The following is a 14,706-nucleotide window of genomic DNA, read 5'->3' on the forward strand; positions in this document are numbered from 1 at the left end:
ATTGTCAGTGAGTCGAGGCCCCCATTACTGGCGGGGTGATTGCCGCTGCCAGATGACTTTATGCCAGTTCGTGAATCAAAGAAATAACCTGTTTTTATTTACAGTGGTTTGTTGTCAGAACTGGAATGCGTCTCGCAATTTTACCTAAGGTGCCCGGTGTTTTACCTGATAGAAAGTGATTAATAAGATAAAAAATGAAATTGGTTAATTAGTAACACGCTTTACGGAATATTATTCTGAGGCCGGTAAATTGCCCCGGATCCTAAATAATGAAACCGGATGTTTGTCACGTAATGTAATTGTCACGCTGGTGTGATTTACTTATTGATGCTATTTTTGAGAGCTAATTGTTATAAAATATTTCAAATAATTCGGCGTGCAAATTTACAATTGATTGCATTATCACCATAGTGATAGGTATTTAATCAATAATACATAAAGTATTTCACTGAGTTACATTTTGGAGTATTTTTGTTTAGTCCTTGGGCTAAATATATTTTTCTCTTATAGGGAACTTTCTTAATTTTCACTTTGTCGCCCGTCATACCTATGTTAATTATTTATACGCGGCGCAAGACCGCACACACATCACATAAATAATAAAGACAGGGTAATAATGAGCAATTTAAAAGCGTCAATGTTAATTGGCGGTGTCGTGCTGTCGGCATTATCGGCAGGCGCGCACGCCGAGATTACTGTTTTAGATAAAAATCCTCAGAGCAACTCTTTGCTCGCGCCGTTAAGTTTACAAGTCGGTGGTAGCATCCGTCCGGAGTGGATTTTCAATAACGGCGAAGAGCCGGGTTATTATAAGAATGGCCATGACGGCGGCACGCGTTTCCGTTTCCGTGGTGATTATAAACTGACGCAAGACACCTCCATCATCGCTTACTACGAGCTGGGTGTGGACATGGCGCACCTGCTGGGCATGGACGGACACTATGAAGAAGGCTCACGCCGCGATACTCAGCGTCAGTTATATGCCGGGTTTAAAGACGACCGTTACGGCACATTAACCTACGGCCACCAGTACGGGATTTATTATTCCGTCGTCGGGATTAAAAGCGACGTCTGGGATAACGATGGTCACGCAGGCGGTACGGGCATTGGTATTAACGGTAACTACGATGGTGCCAATAAACCTAAAAACAGTATTAAATATACCAATGACTTTGGTCCTCTGACGTTATATGCAAACTATTTGCTGCCGGAAGACGAAATTCAGGCGGGTGAAGGTCAGCATTACCGTCGCAATAATGGTGGTGGTTTAGGTTTCGATTATAAGCTTACCAAGGATTTAGTCTGGAGTGCGGCATACAGCCTGACCGATGCGACGGTTAAAGATAGTCAATACAATGAAAAAGATTATCACCAGCAGTTGTCTGGTACTGCATTAACCTGGCAGCCAAATAACTGGTACATCGTGGGTACCGGCAGTTATTACAAAGATTTCGTGCCAAGCACGCGCACAAATCCGGTTGATCACTACTTTGCCGGCAGCGGTTACGGTGTGGAAGGTTTTGTCGGTTATACCTTTAATATCGATAAGCCATTCCTGAAATCTATTCAACCTTACGTTGCAGCCGATTCCCTGCAACTGAAAGGCGGCGAAGATTTCCATGCAAACCACACCTATTTCGGTGCGGGCACCACGATCGGTTACGGCCTGTCAGTTTATGTAGAACGCACACTGGCGCATTCTACCGACGGCGAACCGGATCAGACCTGGGTTACCGTGTTCTACGATTTCTAATTACCGATTGCCTCGTGTTTTCAATTGCCAGCGCCGAAATGCGCTGGCTTTTTTATGCCCTGAACCTCAGCGTTATGCCGCCAGCGTTGCTTCCTCTGCGACGATGTCATCATCGGTAAACGGCAGTTCCAATGCCAGATTCAGCACCTCTAATCGCTCACAGAGAATAAAGCCCAGTAAGTCTTTGGCCTGCACGTTATCCAGCGTCACGATGGCATAAGCCAGTGCACGGCATTGATCGACGATCTCTTCGAGTTCCAGCTGTGTATTGTCATAAAGATCAGACATGGGCTGCCTCCGGTGCGGAGGTGTTGAGCAGAGCGGTAGTATAAAATTCCATTTCGGTGACTCCAGAAAATAGTGAGTTTGCTACCACTGGAGACGCTAAACCCATGGTGGTAGCTCAAACAGCGTTAGCGTTACCGGTTTTCTGGATCCGGTGCTTTCGAAAAAGCCACTGCCTGAGCCACCATAATTTGGGTGAGTGCAGACCGTACCACATTTACCCTATTTTCATAGAGTTGGCGGTACCAGAAAATGACAGAACGCTAATTCTGACTGCGGGTTTTGCCGCAGTGAGGAGAGACTACATCATGGGGATTTATACAGTAAGAGGAATTTTTAGGCAGTTTTCGTTCTTGCGAGATGTCTTGGAAAAACATGAAATCTCGCTATTTGTTGCATTATTCAGCAACGGATGGAAACGACTCTTCGTCAATGAGGAGTAAGTCATTTTCAATATCGAAAGGAATCGCACTAAGTTTAAGCGTGTCACTAAATGAAAATGGGGGCAGCGGCCTCTTGAAAGAAGAGGTTAAAGGATAAACCAAAAACATATGTCCCTGGCCATTTAGATACTTGTGCCCATAAGCGAATAGCTGATAAAAATCGCTTTGGCTGAGACCGTATTTACTTGCTCTATCATCACTATTTAAGCGTTTCCATTTTGTATCCAATAGCCATTTTTCACCCTCAAACTCGATGAAAATATCCGGTTCAAGGCGAAATATCGGGGACTCCAGCTGTGAGCAAAGGTATTTGTTTTTTATCGGAGCATAGAGAATTGCGTCACTTTGAAGATTTTTTCTAAGCCACTTAACAACGTAGCGTTCGAAAAGTTTTTCCATTGGGTAAAGCAAGCTAATGCCTCTCCATTCGCCTAAGATCGACGTCGGCATATGCTCACCTAACACTAGCTCACACCATGGTTTAACATCTTTATAGTCATTCATTAGGCGATCATTACGCCATGCGCTGAGATCTCTATTTATTGCTGAACTCGTTGGCACTTCGTTCAATAGTGAAAGTAAATCCTGACTCAAGCGCCACGTGGTCGATTGTCTAGTTGTTTTAGATACACGTAATAAAGCTAATTTCAAAAGGCGGTTTTCTGCACGATCAAAAGTAAATATGTCGTGACGGATTTGAAATTTATGCTGTTGGCTTGGAGATTGTCTCATTTGAGCTGAGAAATTAATCTGCCCTTTAAGGTAAAACTGTTCCTCATCTATCCGCTGGTAATGAGCACGTAATCCTCTTTTAATCAGCGAATTAAAGGAATCTACAAACCTCTCCATTACCCACTCAGTAAGTGGTGCATTAAAAATCTCCAACGAGGTTTCACCAACTTGGCGAGTAGGAAGATCGAAAGATGCTTCAATCATTTTACGTAGGAGCTTTCTCGCCTTATAAATGCAGTCTTCATCCATAAAGCTTTTAGGTAAAATTTCAATACGCGTTCCACAAGGGGTTTCGATTACACCCACGTAATTATCGAGCTTTAACCATGCTCGGTCTTCGACTTGTAACAAGGCTGTACCGGTATTAAACGAAGATGCGAGTTTACATAAATAGTCAAAAGCACTTGACGGTATTTGGGCGCGATCTAGAGTTGATACAATACTAGATGTCGTTAGCCTGGCAAATTCTCTAACGGTAATGGCTAGCATTATTCGCCACTCTCTTGTAAAAGTGTTTCACTTTCTTTTGCTGGCGCAAGATTAACATCAATAATGCCGAGATAACTTTCAACGTGAGAGAAATTCAATTCATTAATTTTATAGACATTCCCCTTCATCGGTTCAGTGACATCTGGGCCAAATAGTGAGTCGTCCCATTGCGAAGGGGAAATAAAGCAAAAATTATTCTTCTTGCGGTGATCATTGAGGATCCAACGAATTTTTTGCCAGTCTTCAAAGAAGTATTCTTGCAAGAGAGGAATTATTTGGTCACGAAAAATAGAGGCTAAATGTGTAAGTGTTGGTTTTTTCTTTAAAGGTAAAAAGTAAGCATGGCCTAAGCAATGATCAGCATTAAGCAGTACTTCAATACGACTGTTCATTGTTCTTAGAATTGTGCCGATATTAATACCTTCAATGCTAATTTCATCGAGTAAATCAGGATTCGGCGGGGTTTCTCGAAAAATAAACCTGCGCCTTAACGCAATATCCAAACCGGAAAGAGAACGGTCTGCAGTGTTCATTGTGCCGATAATATAAACATTATTGGGAACACTAAATTCTTCCTTTGAATACGGAAGTTTAGTGACAAGTTCTTCTTCTTCCCCCTTCCTTTTAGAAACTTCGATTAAAGTAATCAGCTCACCAAAAATGCGAGAAACATTTCCTCTGTTGATTTCATCTATGATTAAAACAAAGGGTTGTGAAGGTTTTTTTGCTGCGTTTATGCAAATGCTTTTAAAAATACCAGGTTCAACGTGATACTCCAGTTGTTTCGCTTCCCCAATTGATGGTCTTAGCCCTTCAACAAAGTCTTCATAAGTAAAACTTTGATGAAAGGTAACAAAACTAATATACCCATTCTCTCTAAGATTTTCAAAATGCGTTTTTTGAGCGACTCTATCATCTCGATTTAATTCTAAAAATTTCTCATCCAGGATGTTAAGTGCTGTACCAATAGTTGCATAAGTTTTACCCGTGCCCGGAGGGCCAAAGAGAATTTGATTCAACATTGGGGTATCCTCCAAGGGCTTGATTATCTGAATATCTTTACTCTCTTTTTTAAGCTCTAAAGTGAGTTGGTAATTTTGAAGTACTTTACCTAAATCGCTGTAGAGTTGAGTATCAAATGACGGTGAGCCAACTACCTTAGAAATATTTTCATAAACTGCTGCTACATAAGATGAACCATAGCGTTTTATGGTAAATCCTTTTTCTTTCATATGTGCAGATACAGTTCCGTTTTTTATTATTTCTTCATGCCAATTATTTTTAGGATGATTGGTTTCACTCACGCCATAGCTCAGAACTAGATAATCGTGTGCTTTGTAATAAAGGAAAACTGGATAAATGCCATTTGAAACTTCCTGCCCTTTACCCAGAAACGCTATCCAAGGTACTTCCGCTTGGTTGCCCTGCCCGAAACTTACTTTCAATTTAAAAGAGCAAACCAGATCAGAATAAAGATCCTTGATTTTCAAGCTTCCAGTTTTGGCTTGTTCAATAAATTTTCGGACTTCTTCTGCAAAATTAATTTCTTTTAGCGCTTCTTCAAAATTTGTGCTCATTTAGTGGCACCACAGTTTAAGTCAGCATAGTGCTGAGTAATTTATCGTAATGCCTACCAATTTACATGTACCACTTACGTCATTTCAATGTTTTAGGCGCATTTCTGCGCCTTACCATCGTAAGAATTACCCCCTAAAACATCGCCCCCATCTCCAACTGCCCCATCAGCAACGCATTGTCACTGTAGTCCACGGGGACGGCGACGACGGCGGGGCCTTGTACGTCCATCGCGGCGCGGAGGGTGCTTTCCAGGGTTTCGGCGGAGGTGACGGAGAAACCTTTCGCGCCGAACGCGTCAGCGTAGGCTTTGAAATCTATCGGGCCGAACTGGATGCCGGAGGTGCGTTGATATTTTTTCTCCTCCTGGATGGCGACCATGTTGTAAGCCTCATCGACCCAGATGATGTGCAGCAAATTCACGCCCAGCCGGACGGCGGTTTCCAGTTCCATGCTTGACTGCATAAAACCGCCGTCGCCGGAAACGGACACCACTTTGCGGCCGGGATTGACCAGCGCGGCGCCAATCGCCCACGGCAACGCGACGCCCATGGTCTGCTGGCCGTTGGAGATCAGCACCTGACGCGCGCGGAAGCTGTAAAGGTAACGGGCGATCCAGATGTGGAAACTGCCCATGTCAACGCATAACGTGACGTCGCTGTTGACGATGTCCTGCATCGCGCGCACCAGGCGCAGCGGGTGGATGGCGAACTGGTTCAGGCTCCGGCCTTTTTGATCCAGCAGCTCGCGTTGCTGGCGGCGGTCTTCCAGGATCGCGATGGACGACGTGCTCAGCACAAAATGCTGCTGGATTTGTTCCGTCAGCAGGTCGAGCGTGTCGGCGATGTCGCCCACCAGCTCGACATCCGGCAGGTATTCGCTGTCCGTTTCGGCGGGCATCACGTCGATATGCACCAGCTCGGCATTTTCGTTATACCACTGCGCCGGTTCGTACTCGACCGGGCTGTAGCCGATGGTGATCACTAAATCGGCATTGCGCAGCAGGCGGTCACCGGCCTGATTATTGAACAAACCCACGCGCCCGGCGAACCGGTGGAACGATGCCTGATCGATAACCCCGGCGGCCTGATAGGTGCTGGTGACCGGCAAATCACTTTTATGCAGCAGCCGGCGGATGGCCTCGGCGTTACGCGGCTGGCTGGCCATCAGGCCGAGCAGCAATACCGGGTTTTTGGCCTGTTTTAACAGACGCGCGACCTGCAAAATGGCGTCGTGCGGCGCGCTGCCCAGCACGGGGGGCTGCGATGTCAGCAGTTTGCCGCTGGCGGGGTCATTGACGATATCCATCGGCAGGCTGATGAACGCCGCGCCCGGACGCCCGAACTCGGCGGCGCGAAAGCCGTTTGCCAGCACTTCGGCCAGCGCGGAAGACGAGGTCACTTCCGCAGAATATTTGGTTACCGGGCGGAACATCGCGACGGTGTCCATCGTCTGGTGAACCTGCTTTACATGGTCGGCACGTTTTACCGCACCACCGAGAGCAACCAGCGGATCGCCTTCTGATGTCGCCGTGGCGACGCCGGTGATGAGGTTCGAGCAGCCGGGGCCGGACGTCACCAGCGCGACGCCCGCTTTGCCGGTCAGGCGGCCGACGGCACCGGCCATAAAGGCGGCGTTGGCTTCGTGGCGGACAGGAATAGTGGTGATGGTGGAGTCGATCAGCGAATCAAATACGCGGTCGATTTTCGCGCCGGGAATGCCGAATACGTGTTTTACGCCCTGCGCTTCAAGCTGAGCGACCACCAGATCTGCACCGCATTTCCATTCAATTTTAGGGTCTGAGTTTTTCATGGTGTTTTCCTTTTACCTGCGGGCGGTTAACTCTCAACAGACTGAATAGCATCGTTTAAATCGTCGGGATTTAAATTAGCGTGCAGGAAGTCGCTGTCCTGCGGGAAGTCGATCAGCAGCTTTTCAACGGTGCCGAAGGTCAGCACGCCGCTCTCAACCTGATAATCCAGAACGTGGCCGCCACTGCTGCGTTCCTGATTGATAAAATGCTCGTGATAACCCGCTACATTGATGCCCTGCATATACGCCGGAGTCAGGAATCCAATCAGCACGCCCTGGCTGTGCTCGATGTGAAAGGTCGGCTGGGCTTCGATGGCTTCCAGCATCGGCTTATACGGACGCTGTTGTTCCGGCACGGTACGCGTCTCAACGCGGCTAAACTCACCGTCGATGCGCAGTGCGCAGAAGGTGTTTTGGCTGGCAACGGCGCGGTCTATCACATTGTGGATCTGCTCGCGGGAATGCGGTTTGCTGATGGCATATTCATTAGTCGGGTTAAAGAATGTCATTACCGCGAACGGGGTTTTTTGTTCCGGACGGGCGCGTCGTGCACTGCCATCGCCGCGCAACTGGAAGATATTGCTGTTAAAAGCAATCAGCTCTCCGTCGAGATGGTTGAAGGTTCCGAGGCCAAAATCGCCGTGCTCCAGCAGGTCGGCCATGGTGGTTTCGCCTTCATACACGCCGCTCAGCAGCGCACTCATCAGCGATGACTGATACAGAACGCGGTCTGGATGCTGTTGTTTAAACACCGATGCACTGCGGGCGAGTTCCGCGACGCAGGAGCAGGAATCAGAATGGTTTTTCATGCAGGGATCTCCGGTCGAATCGTTAACTTTTCTAACTAAAGGTTGACGCGATTCAGCCTGAAGTTCCAATATGAGGAGGTGTTCACTTTGAGACGTTTTTGATATGGAACTTCGTCATCTGCGCTATTTTGTCGCGGTAGCAGAGACGGGCCACTTCACCCGTGCTGCCGAACAACTGGGGATTTCCCAGCCTCCTCTGAGCCAGCAAATCCAGCGGCTCGAACATGAAATCGGAACCCCTTTACTCAAACGACTCACCCGCAGTGTGGAACTGACCGAGGCCGGGAAAGTGCTGTACGGCGATGCCCTGACCATTATCAAACTCACCGACGCCGCCCTTGAGCGAACCCGCGCCGTGGCGCGCGGCATGAACGGAACGCTGCGAATTGGCTTTGCCACATCAACGGCGTTTAACCCGCAGGTTTTTGCGCTGTTACATCGTTTTAGGGATAAATATCCGGGTATGGTGCTTGAACCGCAGGAAAAGGATATGGCAGGGCTGATGACTGCCATGGGCGAGGGCGCAATGGACGCCGCGTTTATCCGTCTGCCTTGCGAACGCAGCAAAGACTTCAGTTTCAAGGTGCTGGATATTGAAGAAATGATGGTGGCGTTACCGAAAAAGCATCCGCTCAGCCAGGGTAAAGAGGTCCGGCTGGCGGCGCTGCGTCACGATACGATGATTACCTTCCCGCGGGATTTATCGCCGGGGTTGTACGACGCGGTGACGCAAGCGTGTGAAGAAGCCGGATTTACGCCGCGCTACGGGCAGCAATGCCCGCAAATTACGTCGGCGCTGAGCATGGTGGCGACAGGGTTTGGTTATGCGCTGGTGCCGGCGTCACTGAGTAAGATTGACGAAACGAATGTGCGCTGCCTGCCCCTGGCAGGGCAGACGTTAACGACGCAGATAGCGCTGGCCTGGCGACGAACGGATAACTGCAAGGCCGCGCTGCATCTGGTGGGATTACTCTAAATTACACCACAATAATCACAGAGACCCGGCGGTTCTGTGCGCGTCCGGCCTGCGTTTTATTGCTGGCAACCGGCTGGCTCTGGCCTAATCCACGCGTCTGGATATTGGCGCGTGGCATTCCGGCGTCGGCAAAGGCGGCGGCGACAGTATTGGCGCGGCGCAGCGACAGATCTTTGTTGTAGCTGGCATCACCGTAATTGTCGGTGTGACCATCGAGGTTCACTTTATTCAGGCCGACATGCAGCAGTTCGCCCGCCAGTTTTTCCACTGACTGCTTACTTTCGGTGGAAAGTTTATCCTGATTATTGCCAAACAAAACTTTGGCATCCAGCCCTAACTCCCAACCGGCATCGGTCTGCGTAAAGCCATTCTTTTGCAAGACTGTAATTTGTTCAGGCGTTAATCCTGCGACCGGTTTAGCCTGGCAGGCAGCCAGCAACAGGATGCAAAACCCCATCGCGGCAAACTGATACCAACGTTTGAAAAGACCGGCGTTGAAATGATTATGCGGGTTCATAGCTAATAGCTCCTTTTAGTCTTTTATCACGGCAGGCAGCGGCATTCCGGTAGAAACATGCCAGCAGCTGCCGGAGATTTTTTTCGAGCGGAACATGGCCTCGTCAGCCTTTTCCAGCAGTTCTTTCGCGCTGTTGGCTTGTGAAGGCGATAACGCAATGCCAATGCTGAGTGAAACATCCAGCGTCTTATTGTTGAGTAATATGATCGGTGTTTTCATGATCTCAACAATACGTTCGGCAAAGGCCACGGCTTCTGCGGTAGAGATCATCGGTTCGAGCAGTACGGCAAATTCATCGCCGCCCAGACGGGCCAGCACATCACCCTGACGCAGCGTTTTCGCCAGCCGTTCACCAATCACCATCAGCACCCTGTCCCCGGCTGCATGGCCGAGAGAATCGTTGATATCTTTAAAGTTATCGACATCAATAAACAGCAGAGCAAGGGACAGTGGAGGACGCATTGGGTTGAAGCATTGATTCAGCGTATCAATAAAGAACGCGCGATTATGCAGACCAGTCAATCCATCGTGCAACGCTTTTTGTGTCAGCGAGACGTTCTCGTTTCGCATGTGATTTTCCCAGGCTTCCAGCTCGGTCAGCAGGCTGTTGAAGTCCTGGCTCAGCGTGTGTAACTCGACAATCGGGGCAGAAGGTACGCGCAGATAAAATGAGCGGCTGGCGGTGACTTCATGGGTGACGCGTGTGATATGGCCGAGTGCATCCACGATGCCTTTTTGCATCCGTCGGGAAAAATACAGCGCAACCAGCGCGGTCAGGATCAGGCAACCCAACAGGCTGAGTATGGTTTCCAGCAAAAAGCCAATCAGGCTGCTTCCGTTACCGGCGAGCCAGACGGTGCCGATCAGTGAACCGGAGTGGATCACCGGAAGGGTAATCGGCTCCGGAAACGCGACATGCCCGACGAGCTGGCCGAGTTTGTCCCAGTTGCTGTTCACCGGGCGCTGCCACTCGGTAAACGTTGCGCCCGCAGGGGTCAGAATTTTCGCCTGGATGAAATCGCCTCTTTTGGCGATAAATTCCAGTGAGTCATGCGCCGCCGAGGGATCGTTAAACACCAGTGCGGCTTCCGTTGTGTAACTGATAGCACGCGCCGTCAGTTCAAGATTGCTTTGGGCGTGAGAGCGCAAAGCGATCAACGCCAGCAGGGTCAGCAAAAAACCCGCCAGACCAATGGCAGTTAAAATCACAATCACATGGATTCTGTTCAGCGCTGCGCTCAACGTCGGGCGCTGGCGGGGCTGTTCTACGTCAGGAACAGGAATTTTATTTTCCATGGTCACTCCTTTTCCCTGGCAAGTTGTAATACAGCAGGATTAACCCGCACGCCGCTTCGGGACAGCGTGTCCAGATTCAGTTTGAAACTGGTATGAAGGGGGGTGATCACCAGACAAAATGCGTTCAGCAGTGCGCAGGCATCATCCTGTTCACCAATAGTTAAAATCGCATGGCCTTCCAGCCGCTGGTGTAAATCAGTTTGCTGATCCACCGTCGTGCTGCCGGAGTAAATCGCATCACATTGTGAAGTGAGCAGCGGGCTGTCTAATGGAAGGGTCATGACTTTTAGCGATCTGCCGGTAAATGCGCTGCCATCGGGCGTTAACTGCGCGGAATATTTCACCGGAGGGATGATGCAAAGGGTTAAAGCCGAAGAAGCGGTCCCGGCTGGCCAGCGTGAATAGCTGAGGATGCCGTTAACGGTTTGAGCAACCGCCTCATCAGTCGGTGCATCACCGGTCTGCGCGACGCTTTGGGTCAGAGGCGTGGTCAGAAGCAACATCAGCAGCACGAAACCATACGCGGCCTTAAAAAAACGGCGTACGTGGGTATTCAGTGACTGGCAAAAAGGTGATCGGGCTTTTCCCATTGTGTCGCTCTGTGTTTCTTCCGTTGAAATTATTTCACCGGAATAAGAATAACTTTATCGGCAATACTTCTGAAAGCGTCAATGAAATTTTTTTCATCTTGTAACCACGCCAGCTTTGTTTCGATTTTTTTACACAAAGTCAGCAAAACTGCGCACCCTGAAGGGGCGTTAATGAATTTGTTATTTGTTTTGTTTGTTTTTTGAACAGTCATGGCGATGTTGGTAGCCCATAAAAAATACGAATTGATGATATTTCAATCGTTATTTAAATAATAATCACGGTGATAACAAAATAGGACAAAAATAGATGTTGCTGTAATGCCAGTTTGATGAATTTAAATTAGAGGAAATGTTAATGGTTTGGAATTTAAAGGAATATTAGGCGGTGTTTTCCGGGTATTCGTGACCATGATCTCAAAGCTATGCTATTAACCAGATTTTTATGCTGCTGATAGGTATCATACCCGCATTAATGGTATGTTTTAGCCGTCAGGATGGTTTTTTCGATGACGGGTGCAGTAAAAAAACATCAACCATACCTGGGAAAAACGGAATTATTTATATAATTAAGTACAGAGGAATCATGGATAATACAACAATCGGGACGCTGTCTAAAAAATCGGTAAGTTCCTGGCGTAAAACTGACACCATGTGGATGTTAGGTCTCTACGGAACGGCAATTGGTGCAGGCGTTTTATTTCTTCCTATTAATGCAGGGATTGGCGGTTTAATTCCTTTAATCATTATGGCAATTCTTGCCTTCCCAATGACTTTTTTCGCTCATCGCGGATTAACGCGCTTTGTATTATCCGGTAAGAATGCGGGTGAAGATATTACGGAAGTCGTTGAGGAACACTTTGGTATTTCAGCCGGTAAGTTAATTACCCTGCTTTATTTTTTCGCTATTTATCCCATCCTTTTAGTTTACAGCGTGGCGATTACCAATACCGTTGAGAGTTTTATTACTCATCAGATGCATATGAATGCACCCCCGCGCGCGTTACTGTCATTGATACTGATCCTTGGCTTAATGACACTGGTGCATTTCGGGCAGGACATGATCGTGAAAGCGATGAGCATTCTGGTCTTCCCGTTTGTTGCGGTGCTGATGGCGCTGGCGCTGTACCTGATCCCTAACTGGAATACGTCAGTGTTTGAAAACGTGTCTATGTCCGGCAACGGCGTGGGTCACGGCATGCTGATGACGTTGTGGCTGGTCATTCCGGTGATGGTGTTCTCCTTCAACCATTCCCCGATCATCTCCTCTTTTGCTGTTGCAAAGCGCAAAGAATACGGCGAAGACGCAGAGAAAAAATGTTCCCGCATTCTGGCATTTAGCCACATCATGATGGTGCTGACGGTGATGTTCTTCGTCTTCAGCTGCGTCCTGAGCCTGTCTCCGGAAAACCTGATGGAAGCTAAAGCACAGAACGTTTCAATTCTGTCTTATTTAGCCAATCATTTCTCTAACCCGGTGATTGCTTATATCGCGCCATTTATTGCCTTTATCGCAATTACCAAATCCTTCCTTGGCCATTATCTGGGCGCGCGTGAAGGTTTCAACGGTATGGTGATTAAATCACTGCGCAGTAAAGGAAAAACAATTGCCCTGCCAGCGCTGAACCGTTATACCGGCATCTTCATGTTATTAACTACCTGGTTAGTGGCAACGCTGAATCCAAGTATTTTAGGAATGATTGAAACGCTGGGCGGCCCGATTATTGCGATGTTGTTATTCCTGATGCCAATGTATGCCATCCGCAAAGTCCCTGCGATGAAAAAATACAGCGGCCATATCAGTAACGTGTTTGTGGTGATTATGGGTCTGATTGCCATGTCTGCGATTGTCTTTAGCCTGATCGGTTAATTTATTAAATATAGATACAAAGGAGTGGGAATATCCCGCTCCTTTCTCTTCTGTTTATTATTTTATTCCGCCCGTCATATCATTTACATGGAGTGTTCACCATGATCAGCGTCTTCGATATTTTCAAAATCGGTATTGGCCCTTCCAGTTCGCATACTGTTGGCCCGATGAAAGCCGGGAAAATATTTACTGATGAACTTATTGCTTCAGGTCATATTTCCCGAACCACCCGCGTGGTGGTCGATGTTTACGGGTCTTTATCGTTGACCGGTAAAGGCCACCATACCGATCTGGCTATTATCATGGGCCTGGCGGGCAACATGCCAGATGATGTGGATATCGATGCGATCCCCGGTTTTATACAGCAGGTGGAAACTTCCGGTCGTCTCATGCTGGGGAAAGGGGCGAAAGAAGTGGATTTTCCGGCCGGTTCTGGCATGAATTTCCACACCAGTAATCTGCCGCTGCATGAAAACGGCATGTCCATCAGCGCGTTTAACGGCGATGATTTGCTGTATACCCAAACCTATTACTCCATTGGCGGCGGTTTTATTGTCGAAGCCAGCAAATTTGGCATGCAGGATGAAAACCCGGTAGTGCGCCCGTATCCGTTCCGTTCTGCCAGTGACTTGCAAAAACATTGTACGGAAACCGGCCTGTCGTTGTCGGCGCTGATGCTGAAAAACGAACTGGCGGGGCATACCCGTAACGAAATCAGCGATCACTTTGCGGCCATCTGGAATGTGATGAGCGAAGGGATCACCCGCGGTATTCATACGGAAGGGCTATTGCCCGGGCCGATGAAAATCAACCGTCGTGCGGCGGCTTTGCGTCGCATTCTGGTGACGCAGGATAAAAATAACGTCGATCCGATGGGCGTCGTTGACTGGATCAACATGTACGCGATGGCAGTGAATGAAGAAAATGCCGCAGGTGGCCGCGTGGTGACTGCGCCGACCAATGGCGCATGCGGGATTATTCCGGCCGTGCTGACGTACTACGATCAGTTCATCCGCCCGATCAGTCCCGATTCCTACAGCCGTTTCTTCCTCGCGTCGGGTGCCGTCGGCATCCTGTTCAAAATGAATGCGTCGATTTCCGGTGCCGAAGTCGGTTGTCAGGGCGAAGTCGGCGTGGCCTGTTCCATGGCGGCGGCGGGTCTGACCGAGCTTCTGGGTGGCAGCACCGCGCAGGTCTTTATGGCGGCAGAAATCGCGATGGAACACCATCTCGGGCTGACCTGCGATCCGCTGGCCGGACAGGTTCAGGTGCCGTGCATTGAGCGAAATGCGATTTCAGCGGTGAAAGCCGTTAACGCCTCGCGCATGGCGCTGCGCCGCACCAGCGAGCCGCGCGTTTGCCTCGATAAAGTCATCGAAACCATGTACGAAACCGGCAAAGACATGAACTCGAAGTACCGTGAAACCTCAACTGGCGGTCTGGCGATTAAAGTTTTAGCTTGTAACTAAATACCTGTCGCCCTTCGCACTGCCTCTGCGTTGGCTGCCTTCTTTCACCCCGGTCACTGACCCATGTCAGCTCCCGGGGATTCAATCAGTTGC

Annotated in this window: 12 protein-coding genes; 4 read left to right on the top strand and 8 right to left on the bottom strand. The window is 48.7% G+C overall.

What is annotated here, in order from left to right:
* Positions 1 to 616: 616 nt before the first annotated feature.
* A complete protein-coding gene (locus tag CWS43_RS01195) occupies positions 617 to 1,753 on the top strand; it encodes a porin (RefSeq protein ID WP_101075045.1) in 1,137 nt (378 codons plus the stop codon).
* Positions 1,754 to 1,825: 72 nt separating this feature from the next.
* Here CWS43_RS01195 and CWS43_RS01200 read toward each other — a convergent pair whose 3' ends face one another.
* The 5 genes from CWS43_RS01200 to budA form a co-directional block, all read right to left on the bottom strand.
* On the bottom strand, positions 1,826 to 2,041 hold the full coding sequence (locus CWS43_RS01200; protein WP_101075046.1) for a hypothetical protein: 216 nt from the start codon (positions 2,039 to 2,041) through the stop codon (positions 1,826 to 1,828).
* Between the two features lie 395 nt (positions 2,042 to 2,436).
* Positions 2,437 to 3,702 carry an McrC family protein gene (locus tag CWS43_RS01205; RefSeq protein ID WP_101075047.1) on the bottom strand — a complete coding sequence of 422 codons (1,266 nt, stop codon included), beginning with the start codon at positions 3,700 to 3,702 and terminating at the stop codon, positions 2,437 to 2,439.
* Complete coding sequence (locus tag CWS43_RS01210) at positions 3,702 to 5,279, bottom strand: MrcB family domain-containing protein (RefSeq protein ID WP_101075048.1); 1,578 nt, start codon at positions 5,277 to 5,279, stop codon at positions 3,702 to 3,704. Before CWS43_RS01210 ends, CWS43_RS01205 begins: the two co-directional genes overlap by 1 nt.
* Positions 5,280 to 5,412: 133 nt before the next feature.
* Positions 5,413 to 7,089: an acetolactate synthase AlsS gene (gene alsS / locus CWS43_RS01215; RefSeq protein WP_101075049.1), complete on the bottom strand. Its 1,677-nt coding sequence runs from the start codon at positions 7,087 to 7,089 to the stop codon at positions 5,413 to 5,415.
* A 26-nt stretch (positions 7,090 to 7,115) separates the two neighbouring features.
* Positions 7,116 to 7,898, bottom strand: coding sequence for an acetolactate decarboxylase (gene budA, locus CWS43_RS01220; RefSeq protein ID WP_101075050.1), 783 nt, complete (start codon positions 7,896 to 7,898; stop codon positions 7,116 to 7,118).
* Positions 7,899 to 8,001: 103 nt separating this feature from the next.
* Between budA and CWS43_RS01225 the strand changes: the two genes are divergently transcribed.
* Positions 8,002 to 8,874, top strand: coding sequence for a LysR family transcriptional regulator (locus CWS43_RS01225; RefSeq protein WP_101075051.1), 873 nt, complete (start codon positions 8,002 to 8,004; stop codon positions 8,872 to 8,874).
* Between the two features lies 1 nt (position 8,875).
* Here CWS43_RS01225 and CWS43_RS01230 read toward each other — a convergent pair whose 3' ends face one another.
* From CWS43_RS01230 to CWS43_RS01240, 3 genes are read right to left on the bottom strand one after another with little or no spacing between them, the layout of a single operon-like run.
* On the bottom strand, positions 8,876 to 9,391 hold the full coding sequence (locus CWS43_RS01230) for an OmpA family protein (RefSeq protein WP_101075052.1): 516 nt from the start codon (positions 9,389 to 9,391) through the stop codon (positions 8,876 to 8,878).
* 15 nt (positions 9,392 to 9,406) lie between these two features.
* A complete protein-coding gene (locus tag CWS43_RS01235) occupies positions 9,407 to 10,687 on the bottom strand; it encodes a diguanylate cyclase domain-containing protein (protein WP_101075053.1) in 1,281 nt (426 codons plus the stop codon).
* Positions 10,688 to 10,689: 2 nt separating this feature from the next.
* Complete coding sequence (locus CWS43_RS01240; protein WP_232776605.1) at positions 10,690 to 11,277, bottom strand: YfiR family protein; 588 nt, start codon at positions 11,275 to 11,277, stop codon at positions 10,690 to 10,692.
* Positions 11,278 to 11,860: 583 nt separating this feature from the next.
* On the opposite strand from CWS43_RS01240, the gene CWS43_RS01245 reads away from it, so the two are divergent.
* Entirely contained in the window at positions 11,861 to 13,144 is a 1,284-nt protein-coding gene (locus tag CWS43_RS01245; protein WP_101075054.1) for an HAAAP family serine/threonine permease, read from the top strand.
* Positions 13,145 to 13,245: 101 nt separating this feature from the next.
* The gene (locus tag CWS43_RS01250; RefSeq protein WP_101075055.1) at positions 13,246 to 14,613 is read left to right on the top strand and encodes an L-serine ammonia-lyase; all 1,368 of its coding nucleotides are present in this window, start codon (positions 13,246 to 13,248) and stop codon (positions 14,611 to 14,613) included.
* Positions 14,614 to 14,706: the final 93 nt, after the last annotated feature.

The organism is Rahnella sp. AA, from assembly GCF_002834385.1.
Lineage (GTDB): Bacteria > Pseudomonadota > Gammaproteobacteria > Enterobacterales > Enterobacteriaceae > Rahnella.

Bases quoted from the DNA above. Each gene is read 5' to 3' on its own strand.
- CWS43_RS01195 (WP_101075045.1), top strand. From the start codon at position 617: ATGAGCAATTTAAAAGCGTCAATGTTAATTGGCGGTGTCGTGCTGTCG.
- CWS43_RS01200 (WP_101075046.1), bottom strand. From the start codon at position 2,041: ATGTCTGATCTTTATGACAATACACAGCTGGAACTCGAAGAGATCGTC.
- CWS43_RS01205 (WP_101075047.1), bottom strand. From the start codon at position 3,702: ATGCTAGCCATTACCGTTAGAGAATTTGCCAGGCTAACGACATCTAGT.
- CWS43_RS01210 (WP_101075048.1), bottom strand. From the start codon at position 5,279: ATGAGCACAAATTTTGAAGAAGCGCTAAAAGAAATTAATTTTGCAGAA.
- alsS (WP_101075049.1), bottom strand. From the start codon at position 7,089: ATGAAAAACTCAGACCCTAAAATTGAATGGAAATGCGGTGCAGATCTG.
- budA (WP_101075050.1), bottom strand. From the start codon at position 7,898: ATGAAAAACCATTCTGATTCCTGCTCCTGCGTCGCGGAACTCGCCCGC.
- CWS43_RS01225 (WP_101075051.1), top strand. From the start codon at position 8,002: ATGGAACTTCGTCATCTGCGCTATTTTGTCGCGGTAGCAGAGACGGGC.
- CWS43_RS01230 (WP_101075052.1), bottom strand. From the start codon at position 9,391: ATGAACCCGCATAATCATTTCAACGCCGGTCTTTTCAAACGTTGGTAT.
- CWS43_RS01235 (WP_101075053.1), bottom strand. From the start codon at position 10,687: ATGGAAAATAAAATTCCTGTTCCTGACGTAGAACAGCCCCGCCAGCGC.
- CWS43_RS01240 (WP_232776605.1), bottom strand. From the start codon at position 11,277: ATGGGAAAAGCCCGATCACCTTTTTGCCAGTCACTGAATACCCACGTA.
- CWS43_RS01245 (WP_101075054.1), top strand. From the start codon at position 11,861: ATGGATAATACAACAATCGGGACGCTGTCTAAAAAATCGGTAAGTTCC.
- CWS43_RS01250 (WP_101075055.1), top strand. From the start codon at position 13,246: ATGATCAGCGTCTTCGATATTTTCAAAATCGGTATTGGCCCTTCCAGT.